This window comes from Apibacter muscae (genome assembly GCF_007845595.1).
In the GTDB taxonomy this organism is placed as follows: domain Bacteria; phylum Bacteroidota; class Bacteroidia; order Flavobacteriales; family Weeksellaceae; genus Apibacter; species Apibacter muscae.
The window spans coordinates 158335-175203 of the sequence record NZ_SELI01000014.1; the positions used below are offsets into that span (position 1 = coordinate 158335).

Below are 16869 nucleotides of genomic sequence, written 5' to 3' on the forward strand. Positions count from 1 at the left end.
TTTTATTTTTTCACTTTATCAAATAGAGCAATTCGACAGATTAGATCCACCAATTCATCAAGACCTTCGCCAGTCATGCAGTTGGTGAAAACAAATGGTTTATCACCCCTTAAGGTTTTAGAATCTCTATCCATCACCTCTAAACTAGCATTTACATAAGGAGCTAAATCGGTCTTATTGATTACCATTATATCTGCTTGAGCAACACCGGGACCATTTTTTCTAGGAATTTTGTCTCCCGCAGCCACATCAATTACGTACATAAAAAAATCTACCAAGGCAGGGCTAAAAGTTAGTGTTAGATTATCCCCTCCGGATTCAATAAACAATACATCGCTATCCGGGAATTTAGCTTCTAATTCTTCAGCTGCTGCTATATTCATGGAAGGATCTTCTCTAACTGCAGTGTGAGGACAAGCACCAGTTTCCACGCCCACAATTTGTTCTTCAGGCAAAATACCGCTCAATGTTTTTCTAACATGTTTAGCATCTTCTGTAGTTACTATATCGTTGGTTATTATAATTACTTTTAATCCTTTTTCTAAAAGTTTAGGAGTAAGAGCTTCTATAAGTGCTGTTTTACCAGAACCTACCGGTCCTCCAACACCAATTCTACAAATATTATTACTCATATCTTTATTATTTTAATTGAGTTAAAACTTAGTTTATTTAATTTATTTATTTATTTTAATTCATAAACATTCTCATCTTACCTTTTTCATGCAAGGAGGCAAGAATATCTATTTGAGGTACAAAAGAGTTCATGTCTTCCAGAGAAAGTAGACGAACCTCTTCGTACAATTCTTGAGTTTGCTCAGAGAGTTTGTATAAAATACGTTGGGTATCAAAATGAGAGACTTTAACAGCTCTAAGTGCTGCCCCCAAGATCATGTTGATAGCTCCATATTGGTGAGAAGTAAACAATTCAACTTCGGAAAGATTTTCAGAAGCAAAAGCTAAGGCTTGTGCAATGGGAAAGGTGCCTGGAGTTTTTTCATCTTTTATGTCCTTTAACCATTTAACTAACAATTCATTGTCAAGTAAGTCAATGGAAATCTCAGCCATTTTTCTTCCCATCCTTTTTTGCATTAAGCGAGATTCATCATTCATTTTAAACATAAATAATTGATTATCAATATTCACAATCTCTTGGTAATCTTTTTTTAAAGCCGCTCTGTAAGCTAGTAGTGTGGCAATTCCATCACTGTAGGCAGCTTGCAGAGCAATAGATCTGGTAAAATCTTCTAGAGTTTGTGCATCGTAAACAATTTTCTCATGAATTGCTGTTTCAAGTCCATTGGAGAATGAAAATGTCCCAATGGGAAAGGCGGAATCGCTTAATTGAATAAGCCTCATGAGTGAAAGTATATTGATAGACATGAATGTATTATTTTATGTTAATGCGTGTGCGTGTGAGGGTTGCCATTTTCATCGTAATGGGTATGTGTATGACCGGTTGAATGGCTGTGGTTGTGACTATGAGCATGACCGTGTTCAAAACCATGTATTTCATGACTCGCACCACCAAATAATTTTCTTATTTCTTGGGGTTCTAAATTTGATATAACCTCTTGCCCTTTTTTAAATTGGTATTTAATTCCTTCAATATGATGGGTATCTATTACTGTAAGCATTACTTTTTCAGTAACGGTAAGAGGTACGTATACCGTTGTACCTTTTACAACCGCAGGCCAATGTTGGTTTCCTATTGCATGTGCAAGTTCTACAGTGATACGAATAATGTCTTCTGGAGACTTAGTAACTAAATCACTTAAATCTATAACTAATACAGGATTTAGTTCAATTTTAATAACAACTGCCTTATTATCTTCAGGAGAATAGTATATTATATCTCCATCAGTAACCTGAGAACCTCTTTTTAAAGCAATAGGATATTCATTTCCTTGATCTCCTTTGGCTAGCAAACGACTTTTTTGTGCAGCCCATTGATCTAAAAAAATATGTTCAATTTCTACGTTTTGTAATTTGTGATTCCAATCGTCAGAATTATTCACATTTCCTAATATTTCACTATAAACATCCATATTTTTATAATAATTTAATTTGTGCTTGGTTTGTGATAAATGTAAAGCTTATATCTTATTTTTGTGATAAGATATAAGCTTTAGGTAGCTAAAATTTAGCTAAAGAAGTATAGTTGACCTAGTGAAAATTCTTTTGCAGGTGCCACGTGTGCCGGTTGCCCATCAATAAGAACTTCAAAAGTTTCAGGATTAACCTCGATGTTTGGTGTTCCACCGTTATAGATCATATCATTTTTAGTTAATTGACGAGTATGACTTACAGGGTGTACAATTTTTTCCAAGCCTAATTTTTCTTTAATACCTAAATCGTAAGCGGCTTTAGAAACAAAAGTCATTGAAGTTTGAGGCATGGCTTTGCCATAAGCACCAAACATTGGTCGGTAGATAATTGGTTGTGGAGTAGGTAAAGATGCGTTAGGATCTCCCATTTCAGACCAAGTTATAAATCCTCCTTTAATAACCATTTTAGGTTTAGCTGCAAACATACTAGGGCTCCATAAAACTAAATCGGCAAATTTTCCTTTTTCAATAGATCCTACCACATCAGATATACCAAAAGTAATAGCAGGGTTCAGTGTTATTTTAGCAATGTAACGCAAAACTCTAAAATTATCATTATCAGCTGAATCCTCTTTTAATTTACCTTTAGCGTTTTTCATATAGGAAGCCATTTGGAAGGTTCTTAAAAAAGATTCTCCAATACGACCCATGGCTTGGGAATCAGAAGAAACCATTGATAATACGCCTAAATCATGCAAAATATTCTCAGCAGCTTGTGTTTCTGGACGAACACGACTTTCTGCAAAAGCAACATCAGACGGAATTTTAGGATTTAGATTGTGGCATACCATAATCATATCAAACAACTCTGCTTGGGAATTAATACCGAATGGTAAAGTAGGATTGGTTGAGGATGGAAGAACGTTAGACATAGAAGCAACTTTCAATAAGTCAGGAGCATGTCCTCCACCAGCACCTTCTGTGTGATAAGTATGTATGGTTCTACCGTCAATGGCAGCGATTGTATCTTCCACAAATCCAGCTTCATTTAAAGTGTCTGAGTGAATAGCCACCTGTACATCCATACGGTCAGCAACATTCATTGAGGCTCTTATGGATGCCATAGTAGATCCCCAATCTTCATGGATTTTTAATCCGGCAACTCCAGCTATAATTTGATCTTCAATAGGTCTTTCCGTGGAGCAGTTTCCTTTTCCTAAAAGTCCTATGTTAACAGGTAATCCTTCGATCGCTTGGAACATTTTTTCGGTATTCCATTTACCAGATGTAACAGTTGTACCATTGGTTCCGTCTGAGGGACCAATACCACCACCAAATAAAGTAGTTATACCGTTGCTCAGTGCATGATCGATTTGTTGAGGAGCAATATAGTGAACGTGTCCGTCGATACCTCCCGCAGTTAAAATTAAATGTTCTCCTGAGATTGCGTCTGTAGAAGCACCTGTTACTAGGTCTGGATCTACACCGTCCATTGTATTTGGATTTCCAGATTTTCCAATTCCGGCAATTTTCCCGTCTTTAATACCAACGTCTGCTTTTATAATACCTAATTTAGCATCAATGATGGTTACATTGGTGATAACTAGGTCTAAAGAGCCTTCGTCTTCAGTTATAGTATTGGCAAGTCCCATACCGTCACGAAGTGTTTTTCCTCCCCCGTAAACGTTTTCATCGCCATAACCTTTTAAATCTTTTTCTATTTCTATATATAAATCTGTATTTCCTAATCGGATTTTATCTCCTACTGTAGGACCAAATAGATTGTAGTTTTCTTGTCTTGAAATTGTAGCCATATCAATAGATATTATTTTTTATTAACATTTGTTTTATATTCTGCTTGAGCGTCTTTTTCAGAGATAGTTTTATATCCATATTCCTCAAGCTTTTTAATTGCTCTAATAGTGGCAGGGAAGAAAGTTGGTGCACCTTCATCACCAGTGTATCCATCAACCAAATTGTTAAACCCAATTATTCGTCTTTTACCTCCAAAGGTGATTAGACTCACTTCTTTTTCTTCTCCAGGTTCAAAACGTATAGCAGAACTAGCAGGGATATTTAAGTGATATCCTAAAGAAGCCACACGGTCAAATTCCAAATAGCGATTTACTTCAAAAAAATGGAAATGTGAACCCACTTGAATAGGTCTATCACCGGTATTTCTAACTGTAACTGTTAATGTTGGTCGGTCTGTATTATATTCAATAGGTTGATCCGCGAATATTATCCCTCCTACAGGAATTTTATTTTTAGGAGTAAATCCTGGGGCGATTTGATTATCGTTGATTTGATTTTCTTTGCTCATGATAAATAGATTATAAGGTTTATTTGATGGGTGTGTGTATACTTACCAAGCGAGATCCATCTGTAAAAACAGCCTCTACTTGCAATAAAGGAATCATATCAGCGACACCTTCCATTACATCTTCTTTTTTTAAGACATTGGCTGCCTCATTCATTACTTCTTCTAAAGTTTTCCCTTCTCTAGCTCCTTCTAAAGCTGCCGAGGTAATATAGGCTACAGCTTCAGGATAATTAAGTTTAAGTCCTTTTTTTAAACGTCTTTCAGCTATAGCTCCTAAGGATAAGAGCATTAGCTTGTCAATTTCTCTAGGGGTTAAATACATGGTTATATTATTTATAATTTTAAGATTGTCAGATAATAAAATGCTTGCATTTTTGTATTAAATTGATATAAAATAAATTAAATAAATAATTAAAATTCGAAAACTAGTAGTTTTATTTTATGATTTTGCAATATGCTTAGTGATTTCAAAATTTATGCCAGATTAAATATTTAACAATTATTTAATTTTATTAGAAAATTTATTTTTAATAATAGTAATTACAGGTTTGGTGTTTTATTTGCGTGATAAGAATTATTAATCAATAACACTAAAAATGAAAAAAAAGATTTTTACTACTTTATTTGTAGCTTTTAGTCTTTTATTGGCTAAAGCTCAAAATCCAATTGACTCAACAGAAGTCTCTCTTTCTATCATTAACACAGAAAAAAGTGATTTAGAAATTGTAAAAGATTTCCACCGTACTGCGAGTCCGTATTTTAAAGATCCTAAAGCACCTCGTTTTTTACTTTATGATCGACAAAAGAAAGTTGCCTTTGGTATTGGAGGAATTATTAGAGTAAGAACGGCTTATAATTTTTCAGGAATTTCTAATAGTTCTTCAGGTTTTGTTCCTTACAGCATATCAGTACCTATGAATCCCGCAGAAAAAAATGATTTTAAAATTAATGCCAATAAATCGACCTTATTTTTTAAATTAATGGGAGATAATTCTAAAATAGGAAAATATATGGCATATGTATCGGGTAATTTTAGCGGAAATAACAATAACTTTACTCTTAAAGATGCTTATGTTTCATTTTTAGGTTTTACTATTGGTCAAACATGGAGTACATTTAATGATATAGCAGCTGTTCCTCCTACGGTAGATTATCAAGGGCCTAACGGTGCTGCTATGATGCGTACCGGACAAATACGTTATACACATAAACTCAATGATCAGATTTCATTTGCAGTTGCTGTTGAGCAGTCTCAATCAACAGGAACTTATGAAAATTCATTAAATGAAAAAACAACGCAGAGTATACCAGATATACCGCTATATATACAATATAGTTGGGGAAAAGATTTTGCAAGTCATATACGGGTAGCAGGTGTTATGAAGAATATAAATTATAGAAATCTGGTTAAAGATAAAACAGAGACAGAGACTGCTTTAGGAGTACAATTAAGTACAAAAGTAGGTATAACTCCCTTAATAGAATTTTACGGGCAGATTAATTATGGGAATGGTATAGCGCCATATATCAATGATTTATCTGGGCACGGCCTTTCAATAGTTAATAATCCGAATCATGATGGTAGAATGTATGCATTAGAAGCTATGGGATGGTTTTCACAAGTTAAATTTAATCTTACTAAAAACGTTTTTACTAGTCTAGGTTATAGTCAAGCAAAAATTTTCCCTAAATCAGGAACTTTTTCAGACCAAGAATATAGATATGGACAGTATTTAGTTGGGAATGTATTTTACAATATTACCAATAATATTCAGTTAGGAGCAGAATATTTATGGGGGAATCGTGTAAATATGGGTGGACAAAGTTCAGCAGCCAATTGTATACAAACCCTAGTTAAATTTAATTTTTAATAAAAAACTAAAAAATAAAAACTCAGAAATTCTGAGTTTTTATTTTTATACTTTTTCTTAAAAAGTTATTATGATGTTAACTGTTTAATTTTTTCTTTTCATCTTCAAGGTCTCTCGTGTTTTTTTGTACACATATAGCACCAAATAGAGATAAAATAAATCCAAAAGCATAAAATCCTTTTTCGCTAGGAAGCAAATCAGCATTAATAAGTCCGATGACTAATAACGAAATGCTAATAATTAAGGATGCCCAGCAAAGTCCATAGTAAACATCGGTCACAGGTATATTCTCTAATTTATCTCGAACTGATTTTTGAATTGAAACGGCAGAGAATAGACCGTAAAGAATAATTAAAAGATAATACCCCTTTTCATTTAATTGCATTTCTGCTCTCCAAAGACCAATTAAATAGCCTCCTATTCCTAAAATTAAGCCTATCCAGCTAGCGGCAACAAAAGCTAAAGAAGTTTTGTTATTTTTCATAAGTAGTTGTATTAATATATTGTTGCAAAAGTAAGTGATTTAAATTATCTGCAAAATCAAATAATTTATATTAAATTTAACTATCTTTGAGGTTAAAAATTTGAAAAATGATAAATAGGTCACAAGAAATTAATAGTAATTTAGGTAAATTCTTTTTAAGAATTTCCATTGGAGGTCTAATGATATTTCATGGAATAAGTAAATTCATATATGGGCACGATTTTATTAAACAAGTTTTAGTAGAAAAGGGTTTGCCACAATCTATGTGGTTGGGTGTTCCAGTTGGGGAAGTTATTGCTCCTTTATGTATCATATTAGGGGTGTTTACAAGAGTTTCATCTCTAATATTAGCTTTTACTATGCTAATGACTCTATACTTGGTTCACGGGTGGGAAGGATTTTTATTGACTGAAACAGGAGGTCCAGCAGTAGAGCTAAATTTATTTTATTTATTAACCTCCATATCTTTATTTTTATTAGGACCAGGGAATTATAGAATTTATAAGGGCAATAATCCAATTTTAGTTTAATTTAAGATCATATATGTTTTTGGATAAGATATTTACACATAATGAAGAATGGATTAAAAGCAAGTTAGTTGTTGATAAAAATTACTTTAAAGAATTAGCTAAAGGTCAATCTCCAGAAATTCTATACATAGGATGCTCTGATAGCAGAGTAGCCACTGAGGAGCTACTAGGAGCAGATCCCGGAGAAGTATTTGTGCATAGAAATATTGCAAATATGGTAATCAGTATTGATCTGAATGTTATGTCTGTAATTACCTATGCTGTTGAACATTTAAAAGTTAAACATATTGTTATTTGTGGTCATTATTATTGTGGAGGAGTAAAAGCAGCCATGGAAGCTAAAGACCTTGGTTTGTTAAACCCATGGTTAAGAAATATTCGTGATGTCTATCGAATTCATAAAGATGAATTAGATAATATAGAAGATACGGTGGTGAAATATAACCGACTTACCGAATTGAATGTGGAAGAACAATGTATCAATTTAATTAAAACTGCAGCAGTTCAAAAAGCTTTTATAGAAAGGGGGTTAAGTGTACATGGATGGATTTTTGATATTAGATCTGGAAAATTGATTGATTTAAAAATTAATTTTAAGAAAAAATTAAAAGAAATCATGGAGATTTACAACCTTAATGAAGGAAAAGATATTATATAATCTAGAATTCAATAATTTATTGAAATTTTAATTTTTCAGACCAGTTAAATGATTTCATTGATCAAATGAATATGGACTTAAAATTAAGTGTTTTAGATCAATCTCCCGTTATTAAAGGTCAGACCTCCTCTAAAACTTTACAGAATACTCTTGACTTAGCTTGTTATGCAGAAGGTTTAGGGTATCATAGGTTTTGGTTATCCGAGCATCACAATACCGATGGGGTTATAGGATCTGCACCTGAAATAATGATTGCACACATTGCAAATCATACAAAAAAAATAAAAGTAGGTGCAGGTGGAATAATACTATTAAACTATAGCCCATTAAAAGTTGCAGAAATTTTTCACGTTTTAGAGAGTTTACATCCCGGTAGAATTGATTTGGGAATGGCAAAGTCTTCTGGAGCAAATAAAAAAACTGCAAATATTTTAAATCCTCATCTCCAAGATCCAAAAAAGGAATTTATTGATAAATTAAATGCAATTAATAAATTTTTAGATAGCACCCCTAAATTATCTACAGAAATAAAGGCTATGCCAATAGTAGAATCTTCGCCTGAAAGATGGTTATTAGTTTCCAGTATTGAAAGTGCTATTATAGCTGCTGAATTTGGAATGGGGGTTTCTTTTGCGCATTTTATAAATCCAACTAAAGGAAAAGAAGCATTAGAAATATATAGAAATAATTTTAAACCTTCTGAAAATTTAAAAAATCCTAAAGCTAGTTTTGGTATTTTTGTTTTTTGTTCTTTGGACAAAGATAAAATCCATCGACAGCAGGCTATGATGGATCATCGGTTTATTCAGCTTCAAGAAACGGGTAATATTCTACCCATAAATTTTGAGGATATTAAGGATATAGATTATTCTGATAAAGATAAACTAAGCATTAAGTATAATCGTCAATTGTATATCTGTGGCACTCCAGAAAAAGTTAAAAAACAACTGGATAGTTTAATTGAAGATTATAAAGTGGATGAAATTATGTTGGCAACCTATGCAGAGTCTATAGAAGACAAAAAAGAATCTTATAAACTTATTGCTGATCTGTATAATTCTTAAAATTGTTTTAAGAATATTTTTATAACTTTTTAAGTGAAAAGTTATAATCTACTTATCCATAATTTAAGAATTTTAATTTTTTATATAAAAAAAGAAAGTTAGTAATTATACTAAAAAATGTACTTTTGCACTATTGTAACTTGATATGAAGAACATAAGGAATTTTTGCATCATAGCTCATATAGATCATGGTAAAAGTACATTGGCTGATCGGCTTTTGCAACAAACCAAAACAATTTCAGATAGAGAACTGCAAGAGCAAACTCTAGACGATATGGATTTGGAAAGAGAGAGAGGAATTACGATTAAAAGTCATGCCATCCAGATGGAGCATGAATACAAGGGAGAAAAATATATCTTAAACTTAATTGATACACCGGGACACGTAGATTTTTCCTATGAAGTATCTCGTTCCATAGCTGCTTGCGAAGGAGCTCTTTTAATTGTAGATGCAGCACAAAGTATACAAGCACAAACCATCTCCAATCTTTATCTAGCGCTAGAGCATGATTTAGAAATTATTCCAGTTTTAAATAAGATTGATCTACCCTCTGCTAATCCGGAAGAAGTAACAGACGAAATAGTAAATTTATTAGGTTGTAAGCCTGAGGACGTTTTACGTGTGAGTGGAAAAACCGGGGTTGGGGTGGCTGAATTATTAGAGGAAATTATTGAGAGAATACCTTCGCCTAAAGGAGACCCAGAGGCCCCATTACAGGCGTTAATTTTTGATTCTGTATTTAATCCATTTCGAGGGATTGAAGCATATTTCAAAGTTGTAAACGGTAGTATTAAAAAAGGTCAGAAAGTAAAGTTTATGGCCACAAATAAAACGTATGATGCAGATGAAATTGGAACACTTAAGTTAAAGCAGTTTCCTAAAACTACAATTCAGTGTGGAGATGTAGGATATATTATAAGTGGGATAAAAGAAGCAAAGGAAGTAAAGGTAGGAGATACAATTACTTCCACAGAAAAGCCAGCATTAAAGCCTATTGAAGGTTTTGAAGAAGTGAAACCCATGGTTTATGCTGGAATTTACCCGGTGGATACCGAAGAGTATGAACTTTTACGTTCGGCGTTAGAAAAATTACAATTGAATGATGCTTCTCTTGTATTTGAGCCAGAATCCTCTGCTGCCTTAGGTTTTGGATTTCGTTGTGGATTTTTAGGGATGTTACATATGGAAATTATACAAGAACGTTTGGATAGGGAATTTAAAATGACTGTAATTACCACTGTACCAAACGTTTCTTATAATGCTTATTTAAATAAAAATCCTGATAAAGCGGTCCCAGTACATAATCCTTCTGAATTGCCAGAACCAACCATGTTAGATAGGGTAGAAGAGCCTTATATTAAAGCATCAATCATTACTAAATCAGATTTTATAGGATCTGTAATGACTCTTTGCATAGAAAAAAGGGGAGAATTAACAAATCAATCCTATTTAACTACAGATAGAGTTGAATTATTTTTTGAAATGCCTTTGGCTGAGGTGGTTTTTGATTTCTACGATCGTCTAAAAACTATATCCAAAGGATATGCGTCTTTTGATTATGCTCCTCATGGGATGAAAGCCTCGAAATTAGTTAAAGTAGATATTTTAATTAATGGAGAACCTGTAGACGCACTTTCTGCATTAATACATCAAGACAATGCGTATACCATTGGTAAAAAAATGTGTGAAAAATTAAAAGAATTGATTCCTCGCCAACAGTTTGATATACCTATCCAAGCAGCAATCGGAGCCAAAATTATAGCAAGAGAGACCATTAAAGCATTAAGGAAAGACGTTACCGCTAAATGTTATGGAGGAGATATATCTAGAAAAAGAAAGTTACTAGAGAAACAAAAAGAAGGAAAAAAACGAATGAGGCAGATCGGTAGAGTTGAAGTTCCACAGTCGGCTTTTCTTGCAGTTTTAAAAATTAATGATTAGTATTTTTAATTTCGGTAAGTTATGATGTATGAGACTATATTGGGAAATGTAAATGATGTAATCCCCTTATCTAAAGAAGAGAAATATTATTTAAAGTCTATACTAAAGTTTAAAAAGTTAAAAAAAAAGGAATTTCTTTTACAACAAGGAGAAGTGGAAGAAAACTATTACTATGTTCTCTCTGGATGTTTAAGGAGTTTTTTTATTGATAATAAAGGAGTGGAGCAAGTGGTACAGTTTTCATCTTCCGGCTGGTGGCTGGCAGATAATGAAAGTATATTACTTAATCAACCTTCTAAATTTAATATTTTGGCAGCCTTAGATTCTGAAATTTTAGTATTATCTAAGTATGATAAAGAAGAATCTGTGAAAAAAATACCCAAGCTTGAAACATATTATCATGAAAGTTTAGAGCGGTCAGTAATTTTTTTAAGATATAGATTGTATGAAATATTAAGTTTACCGGCTGAAGAAAAATATAAAAATTTTTGTAAGAGCTTCCCGGAATTAATAAATTCTATACCACAGAAGCATATAGCTTCTTATATCGGTGTTACACCTGAGTTTTTTAGCTCAATGAAAAGAAAGATAAAGGAATAGATTTAATCTGTTAGGTAAATGTGTCATTCACTAGATGAAGGTCTGAATTTTGTTGTTTATGTCGTAAGAACCTTATCTATTAGTGAAGAGATTTTCTATTAAAAAAGAAGCGCTGATTATCCCCTTTTTATTAGTTGGGTTTATATGGACTATATTTATCATTCAAAGTATAATAGGGTTTAAAGATTGTTATGGTGTAATACCTTTGAGCTTCAAAGGCTTGCGGGGTATTTTTTTAGCACCTCTTTTTCATGGGAATCTCCAACATATTGTTAGCAATACTGTGCCACTATTTGTCTTAACATTCTTTATTTTCCAGTTTTATAGAAAGTTAGGCTACTTTGTTTTAGTTAATGGGTGGATTCTAAGTGGATTAATCGTTTGGGTAATTCCAGATTTACCAATCTTGCATTCAATAGTTTTGTCGTGCCATATTGGTGCTAGTGGTATAGTTTATTTACTAGCTTTTTTTCTTTTCTTTAGCGGTATATTTAGAAAGGAAAATCATTTGATGGCAGTATCTTTATTGGTGGTCTTTTTATATGGCAGCCTTGTTTGGGGAATGTTACCCCGTTCCGTATTTGGTATTTACGATACCACTTCAATATCATGGGAGAGTCATTTAGCTGGAGGGATCACAGGACTTTTTCTAGCTTACATTTTAAGAAATATTGGAAACTCTAAAAGAAATGTTTCTAAACACGATAACCAATTTGAAATTGAAGATGAGAAGCTTTGGGAAGCATATAAGGAGCAATACCCAGAGGATTTATCTGATAAAGATCAATTGAAATATAAAGTATCTAAAGAGCTAGAAAGTATTAAAGATAGAATTAATTATAAAGAAATAGAAATTAAAGATTTAGAAAAACATTAGATTCTACAAATCAAAGACTGAAGGCCGTTTAATAAAAAAACAATCTTTAACCCATAAAAAAAATGCACCAACTAAGTAGATAGCAAAAATCCCTCCTAATGTAATGAATGATAAATATATAAATAATAAACGTAATTTAGAAGCTCTAACTCCAAATTTCTCAGAAATTCTAGAGATTACTTCAAAACCATTCGCTTCTAAAAAAGTCCTAATTTTATCCATATTTTTATTAAAAATAAGAAAATAATTTTGTAAAATGTTTAGATAATCAATGAAATCTTACACTGGAATTTATTGTGGCTACCAACTTAACCGTTTTCAAAGAAACATCTTTAGGTTCATAAACAGAATTTGCACTTGTAAGTTTTATATATTCATCACCTAAATCTGATTTATTAATATGCCGAATACTGGTGAAACTTGAATTATTCCCTAAATCAATCTCTAGTAAATAAATTCCTCCAAAGAAAATAGACTCGATAGGTAAGACTTTAAAAATTACAATATCACCGCTTTTAAATAAAGGTTCCATGGAATCGCCTTTTACATAACAAGCTCCATCTGAATTGGAAATATTAGGAATATTTAAAAATGAAGAACTATTCTTATTTTTAAGAAGATTCGATAAACCTTCAGAATTGTCTAAATCGAAAATAGGAATGTGAGAAGAATGATTAGTAGAATAAGTTTCTGTAAATTCATTAGCAACAGAACTCTTAAACTCATTCTCATTATATCTACGTTTTAGAATTGCTCCGGTTCCAGCCAATAACCATTCTGGATTTATTTCTGGGCATTTAGAATAAATAAGTTGTAAATCGTAACTATTTCTTTTCTTCCAATTGTATAAGGCTTGAGGCGATATGCCTAAAAAATTGGCTAATTCAATATCTTTTTTAAAACCGTAGTAATCCTTAATTTTAGATAATATATTACTTGTATTCATTTTGCTTATTATTAATGATTCGTTTAAAATTTATAAATATTAGAGTAAAAAAATATTTATAATAATTTTTTACGTAAGCAAATGTATTAAAAAATGTATCATTGTCATAACAACCGTACAAATAAAATATTATTTTTTGTTTAAAAAAAAATATTTAATATAAAGAAATAATTAATTTATCTGTAAATAATAATTAAAAAATACGCTTATTGCTATTTAATTGATGGCATTACGTAAATTATTTTTTTATAAAATAAACTAGTGATTGTAAATTGTGAATGAAAGATGAAAAACTAAGATTGTACTAGGAATGATTAGTCCAAACTAGTTTTGATATGTCATAATTTAAGTTATGAGCTTTAATAAGAAAATCTTCAATAATTTCAAGTGGCATCTCTTTTTCTCTAGAGAGAATCCATAAATATTTTCTACTATTACCCGTTACAAGGGCATATTTATATTCGTCATCAATGGAAATCACATTGAATCCTGAATAGAATTTACCAAAAAAGGATATCAATAATTTGCCCTCATTGTTATAATTATAAATAGCCTTACCGGCAGATATCTTATACTTTTTTTTCTTAAAATTATAGCCACTATTTAAAACTCTTAGACTACCATCAAAATTTAAAGAATATTCCGCAATAACGTTTTCCATATTTTTTTCGAAAAAGAAATCAATGCGAGCAATTTCATACCATTTACCTAAAAATTTATTGATGTTAAATGGTCTTATAGGTATTATACCCTTAGGGGTGGTTTTTCTTTTATTCAATAAATATAGTGTTGTAGCTGTTCCTAAACAGCTAAATATTAATCCTCCCAATATAACTTTGGTCAACTTCATATTTTAAAATCTATATTTATTTTTATTATTGGTAGAGACTATCAAATTAAGTACCAAATAGGATTGATCTTTGAATATTTAAGAATTATAATAGAATTAATTTTTAATTTAATATAAAATATTTTGTATAATTTTTAATTTAAAAAAGATAAAATAATTATAAAAGTCTATTAAATTTAATGTTAAGAGATATCTTAAGCAAATATTTAGTAAAACAGTTATAATTATATCTTTGATAAAAATTTCCGTGTTAATTCCAATGTTTTATTAATTTCATTACCTAAAATACAGGAAGATATAAACCAAGTTTCATATCCAGACGGAGGTAGATAAATACCATTTTCAAGCATAAAATGAAAATATTTATTAAAATATTCATGATTTGCTCTTGTGACGTCATCAAAATTATGAATATCTTCAGCTGTAAAAAATAAAGACATCATGGATCCACATTGCTTAACACAAACTGGGACTCCAAAATCCTTAAAGATGATTGAAAGCTCAGTGCTTAATTTACGAGTGGTATTATTTATATTGTGAAATATAGAAGGATTATCTTTCAAAATTGAAAGAGTTGTATATCCAGCACGCATAGCAATAGGATTTCCAGATAAGGTACCTGCTTGGTAAACAGGGCCTTCAGGAGAAAGAAATTTCATAATTTTATGGCTTCCTGCAAAAGCACCCACAGGCATACCTCCACCAATGACTTTTCCATAAGTGATAAGATCTGCTTTTACCGAGAAATATTCTTGAGCTCCTCCCATTTTTAAACGAAATCCTGTCATAACTTCGTCAAAAATTAATAAAGAATCGTGTTTATTACAAAGATCCCTTAAACCCTCTAAAAAAATTTTTTCGGGAGGTATACATCCCATATTGCCTGCAACAGGTTCTAAGATAATTGCCGCTATTTCTTCCGGATTTTGTTCAAATAAAATTTTTACAGATTCTAAATCGTTGTATTTTGCTAATAGTGTGTCTTGGGTAGTTCCTGGAGTAACCCCCGGGCTGCTAGGGCTTCCAAAAGTAGCCAAGCCACTTCCGGCTTTTATAAGAAAAGAATCTGAATGTCCATGGTAACAACCTTCAAATTTTATTATTTTATTTCTTGAAGTATATCCTCTGGCTAATCGAATGGCAGACATGCAAGCTTCCGTTCCTGAATTTACCATTCGTACTTGATCTATGTATGGAACGGATTCTGTTATGATTTTAGCTATTTCAGTTTCAAGTTCGGTAGGTGTTCCAAAGGAAAATCCATTTTTTAACTGTTCTGTAACTGTTTCAAGCACTTCTGATGGATTGTGTCCAAGGATCATAGGACCCCAAGAATTAATATAATCGATATATGAATTCCCATCTTCATCAGTAAGATAGGCTCCCTTGGCAGATTTAATAAAAATGGGGGTTCCACCTACAGATTTAAATGCGCGAACGGGTGAATTAACTCCTCCAGGTATATATTTTTGAGCATCTTTAAATAAAGCACTACTTCTCTCGTATTTCATAAATTTTTAGCTTTTTCTTCCCTTTAAAAATATTTTATCTCCTTTTTCCGGTTCCTGCCCAGGAAGCATTGTATTTCTTTTATAAAGTTCTATCAGTGATATAGCATTGTTTTGAGCTATGTCGTACATTCTTTCCCCATTTTTAGTGATATAGATTTTAGAAATTCCTTTATTTTTTTTGGGTTCCAGATAGATTTTTTGATTGATAGATATTTCTTCTTTAAAAGCTAGATCATTGTAAGATTTTAAGTTTTGAAGGTTAATGTGATAAGCTTTAGCAACATCTTCTAATCGGTCACCTTCTTTCCAAACAATATATTTGATTTTGCCGTTGGGATGTATTCTTACTCTACGACTTGGAAATTCAAAATTGTTAGTTTTAGTTTTTAAAGTTTTTTTATTTGTTAAATTATTAGAAATCAACGGTTTATTGACTTCTTTTTTTTCGTTGGTATTAGTAGCTAATTGTACTGTTTCATTTTTTTCAGAAGCAGGTAAGGCAGGTGTATATGAATTAGGAAATAGTTCTGCCAATACAAGGTCAGTTTGTTCTTCATTGATATTATCAAATCGGTTCAAGTTGTATCGTTCAATAATAGAAATTAAGCTGTACGCATATTTAGGATTAGTAGCATAACCAGCTTTCTTCAATCCATAAGCCCATCCTTTATAATCTTTAATATCTAGGGTAAATAATTTCTTGTAATAAGGTCTTTCTGCTAAAAAAAGAGAATGATCTCTGTAAGATTCTTCGGCAGAAGTATATTTTCTAAAACATTCTCCTTTAAGATCATCATCATGATACATACGATCTCCAGTCCATTCTCCTTTGCATTTAATGCCAAAATGATTATTACCGACTTGAGCAAGGGTGCTTTGTCCATTGCCGGTTTCTAAAATACCTTGGGCAATTGTAATACTTGCAGGTATTTTATATAAAATCATTTCTTTAACCGCAGTTCTAGCATGGGTTTGAATATATAATTCGTCTTTTTTTACGGATTCTTGTGTAAAAGAGAATTTCCCTACAATACTAAAAGCTACAATTAGTACAAGCTTTTTCATAATATAATAAACTATTAATTTATATTTTTTTAATACTAAATTATTTCATTTTTTTATAGTTAAAAATATGAAGTTTAAAAAATAAATTTAAATACATATAGTA

19 protein-coding genes are annotated in these 16869 nt (G+C 31.6%); 7 read left to right on the forward strand and 12 right to left on the reverse strand.

Annotation, left to right across the window (positions count from 1 at the left end; all coding sequences use genetic code 11):
- Positions 1 to 2 precede the first annotated feature (2 nt).
- The 6 genes from ureG to ETU10_RS00965 all read right to left on the reverse strand — a co-directional run bounded on the left by ureG (position 3) and on the right by ETU10_RS00965 (position 4690).
- Positions 3 to 632: an urease accessory protein UreG gene (gene ureG, locus ETU10_RS00940; protein ID WP_146261152.1), complete on the reverse strand. Its 630-nt coding sequence runs from the start codon at positions 630 to 632 to the stop codon at positions 3 to 5.
- A gap of 55 nt (positions 633 to 687) precedes the next feature.
- Positions 688 to 1380, reverse strand: coding sequence for an urease accessory protein UreF (locus ETU10_RS00945; RefSeq protein ID WP_146309367.1), 693 nt, complete (start codon positions 1378 to 1380; stop codon positions 688 to 690).
- Positions 1381 to 1397: 17 nt separating this feature from the next.
- Positions 1398 to 2045, reverse strand: a complete 648-nt coding sequence (locus ETU10_RS00950; protein WP_146309368.1) for an urease accessory protein UreE — start codon at positions 2043 to 2045, stop codon at positions 1398 to 1400.
- Between the two features lie 95 nt (positions 2046 to 2140).
- Positions 2141 to 3859, reverse strand: coding sequence for an urease subunit alpha (locus tag ETU10_RS00955; RefSeq protein WP_146261149.1), 1719 nt, complete (start codon positions 3857 to 3859; stop codon positions 2141 to 2143).
- Positions 3860 to 3870: 11 nt separating this feature from the next.
- Positions 3871 to 4368, reverse strand: coding sequence for an urease subunit beta (locus ETU10_RS11375; protein ID WP_146309369.1), 498 nt, complete (start codon positions 4366 to 4368; stop codon positions 3871 to 3873).
- Positions 4369 to 4387: 19 nt separating this feature from the next.
- Positions 4388 to 4690 carry an urease subunit gamma gene (locus ETU10_RS00965; RefSeq protein WP_146261147.1) on the reverse strand — a complete coding sequence of 101 codons (303 nt, stop codon included), beginning with the start codon at positions 4688 to 4690 and terminating at the stop codon, positions 4388 to 4390.
- Positions 4691 to 4964: 274 nt separating this feature from the next.
- Between ETU10_RS00965 and ETU10_RS00970 the strand changes: the two genes are divergently transcribed.
- On the forward strand, positions 4965 to 6239 hold the full coding sequence (locus ETU10_RS00970; RefSeq protein WP_146309370.1) for a DcaP family trimeric outer membrane transporter: 1275 nt from the start codon (positions 4965 to 4967) through the stop codon (positions 6237 to 6239).
- A 76-nt stretch (positions 6240 to 6315) separates the two neighbouring features.
- Here the strand turns inward: ETU10_RS00970 and yiaA are convergent, their stop codons facing one another.
- A complete protein-coding gene (gene yiaA / locus ETU10_RS00975; protein ID WP_146261145.1) occupies positions 6316 to 6723 on the reverse strand; it encodes an inner membrane protein YiaA in 408 nt (135 codons plus the stop codon).
- A 107-nt stretch (positions 6724 to 6830) separates the two neighbouring features.
- Between yiaA and ETU10_RS00980 the strand changes: the two genes are divergently transcribed.
- The 6 genes from ETU10_RS00980 to ETU10_RS01005 all read left to right on the forward strand — a co-directional run bounded on the left by ETU10_RS00980 (position 6831) and on the right by ETU10_RS01005 (position 12394).
- Complete coding sequence (locus ETU10_RS00980) at positions 6831 to 7253, forward strand: DoxX family protein (protein WP_146309371.1); 423 nt, start codon at positions 6831 to 6833, stop codon at positions 7251 to 7253.
- A 13-nt stretch (positions 7254 to 7266) separates the two neighbouring features.
- The gene (locus ETU10_RS00985) at positions 7267 to 7911 is read left to right on the forward strand and encodes a carbonic anhydrase (RefSeq protein ID WP_146261143.1); all 645 of its coding nucleotides are present in this window, start codon (positions 7267 to 7269) and stop codon (positions 7909 to 7911) included.
- Between the two features lie 71 nt (positions 7912 to 7982).
- Positions 7983 to 8975 (forward strand): LLM class flavin-dependent oxidoreductase, encoded by a 993-nt coding sequence (locus tag ETU10_RS00990; RefSeq protein WP_185145028.1) that lies wholly within the window; start codon positions 7983 to 7985, stop codon positions 8973 to 8975.
- Positions 8976 to 9120: 145 nt separating this feature from the next.
- Positions 9121 to 10917: a translation elongation factor 4 gene (gene lepA, locus ETU10_RS00995; protein WP_146309373.1), complete on the forward strand. Its 1797-nt coding sequence runs from the start codon at positions 9121 to 9123 to the stop codon at positions 10915 to 10917.
- A 21-nt stretch (positions 10918 to 10938) separates the two neighbouring features.
- Positions 10939 to 11517: a Crp/Fnr family transcriptional regulator gene (locus tag ETU10_RS01000; protein WP_146261140.1), complete on the forward strand. Its 579-nt coding sequence runs from the start codon at positions 10939 to 10941 to the stop codon at positions 11515 to 11517.
- Positions 11518 to 11599: 82 nt separating this feature from the next.
- The gene (locus ETU10_RS01005; RefSeq protein ID WP_146309374.1) at positions 11600 to 12394 is read left to right on the forward strand and encodes a rhomboid family intramembrane serine protease; all 795 of its coding nucleotides are present in this window, start codon (positions 11600 to 11602) and stop codon (positions 12392 to 12394) included.
- A gap of 3 nt (positions 12395 to 12397) precedes the next feature.
- On the opposite strand, the gene ETU10_RS01010 is transcribed toward ETU10_RS01005, so the two are convergent.
- From ETU10_RS01010 to ETU10_RS01030, 5 genes are all read right to left on the reverse strand, one after another.
- Positions 12398 to 12616: a PspC family transcriptional regulator gene (locus ETU10_RS01010; RefSeq protein WP_146309375.1), complete on the reverse strand. Its 219-nt coding sequence runs from the start codon at positions 12614 to 12616 to the stop codon at positions 12398 to 12400.
- A gap of 46 nt (positions 12617 to 12662) precedes the next feature.
- The gene (locus ETU10_RS01015) at positions 12663 to 13340 is read right to left on the reverse strand and encodes a LexA family transcriptional regulator (RefSeq protein WP_146261137.1); all 678 of its coding nucleotides are present in this window, start codon (positions 13338 to 13340) and stop codon (positions 12663 to 12665) included.
- A gap of 304 nt (positions 13341 to 13644) precedes the next feature.
- Positions 13645 to 14190 (reverse strand): lipocalin family protein, encoded by a 546-nt coding sequence (locus ETU10_RS01020; RefSeq protein ID WP_146291222.1) that lies wholly within the window; start codon positions 14188 to 14190, stop codon positions 13645 to 13647.
- 224 nt (positions 14191 to 14414) lie between these two features.
- A complete protein-coding gene (gene hemL, locus ETU10_RS01025) occupies positions 14415 to 15701 on the reverse strand; it encodes a glutamate-1-semialdehyde 2,1-aminomutase (protein ID WP_146309376.1) in 1287 nt (428 codons plus the stop codon).
- 6 nt (positions 15702 to 15707) lie between these two features.
- Positions 15708 to 16766, reverse strand: coding sequence for a glucosaminidase domain-containing protein (locus ETU10_RS01030; RefSeq protein ID WP_146309377.1), 1059 nt, complete (start codon positions 16764 to 16766; stop codon positions 15708 to 15710).
- Positions 16767 to 16869 lie beyond the last annotated feature (103 nt).

Bases quoted from the DNA above. Each gene is read 5' to 3' on its own strand.
- ureG (WP_146261152.1), bottom strand. From the start codon at position 632: ATGAGTAATAATATTTGTAGAATTGGTGTTGGAGGACCGGTAGGTTCT.
- ETU10_RS00945 (WP_146309367.1), bottom strand. From the start codon at position 1,380: ATGTCTATCAATATACTTTCACTCATGAGGCTTATTCAATTAAGCGAT.
- ETU10_RS00950 (WP_146309368.1), bottom strand. From the start codon at position 2,045: ATGGATGTTTATAGTGAAATATTAGGAAATGTGAATAATTCTGACGAT.
- ETU10_RS00955 (WP_146261149.1), bottom strand. From the start codon at position 3,859: ATGGCTACAATTTCAAGACAAGAAAACTACAATCTATTTGGTCCTACA.
- ETU10_RS11375 (WP_146309369.1), bottom strand. From the start codon at position 4,368: ATGAGCAAAGAAAATCAAATCAACGATAATCAAATCGCCCCAGGATTT.
- ETU10_RS00965 (WP_146261147.1), bottom strand. From the start codon at position 4,690: ATGTATTTAACCCCTAGAGAAATTGACAAGCTAATGCTCTTATCCTTA.
- ETU10_RS00970 (WP_146309370.1), top strand. From the start codon at position 4,965: ATGAAAAAAAAGATTTTTACTACTTTATTTGTAGCTTTTAGTCTTTTA.
- yiaA (WP_146261145.1), bottom strand. From the start codon at position 6,723: ATGAAAAATAACAAAACTTCTTTAGCTTTTGTTGCCGCTAGCTGGATA.
- ETU10_RS00980 (WP_146309371.1), top strand. From the start codon at position 6,831: ATGATAAATAGGTCACAAGAAATTAATAGTAATTTAGGTAAATTCTTT.
- ETU10_RS00985 (WP_146261143.1), top strand. From the start codon at position 7,267: ATGTTTTTGGATAAGATATTTACACATAATGAAGAATGGATTAAAAGC.
- ETU10_RS00990 (WP_185145028.1), top strand. From the start codon at position 7,983: ATGGACTTAAAATTAAGTGTTTTAGATCAATCTCCCGTTATTAAAGGT.
- lepA (WP_146309373.1), top strand. From the start codon at position 9,121: ATGAAGAACATAAGGAATTTTTGCATCATAGCTCATATAGATCATGGT.
- ETU10_RS01000 (WP_146261140.1), top strand. From the start codon at position 10,939: ATGATGTATGAGACTATATTGGGAAATGTAAATGATGTAATCCCCTTA.
- ETU10_RS01010 (WP_146309375.1), bottom strand. From the start codon at position 12,616: ATGGATAAAATTAGGACTTTTTTAGAAGCGAATGGTTTTGAAGTAATC.
- ETU10_RS01015 (WP_146261137.1), bottom strand. From the start codon at position 13,340: ATGAATACAAGTAATATATTATCTAAAATTAAGGATTACTACGGTTTT.
- ETU10_RS01020 (WP_146291222.1), bottom strand. From the start codon at position 14,190: ATGAAGTTGACCAAAGTTATATTGGGAGGATTAATATTTAGCTGTTTA.
- hemL (WP_146309376.1), bottom strand. From the start codon at position 15,701: ATGAAATACGAGAGAAGTAGTGCTTTATTTAAAGATGCTCAAAAATAT.
- ETU10_RS01030 (WP_146309377.1), bottom strand. From the start codon at position 16,766: ATGAAAAAGCTTGTACTAATTGTAGCTTTTAGTATTGTAGGGAAATTC.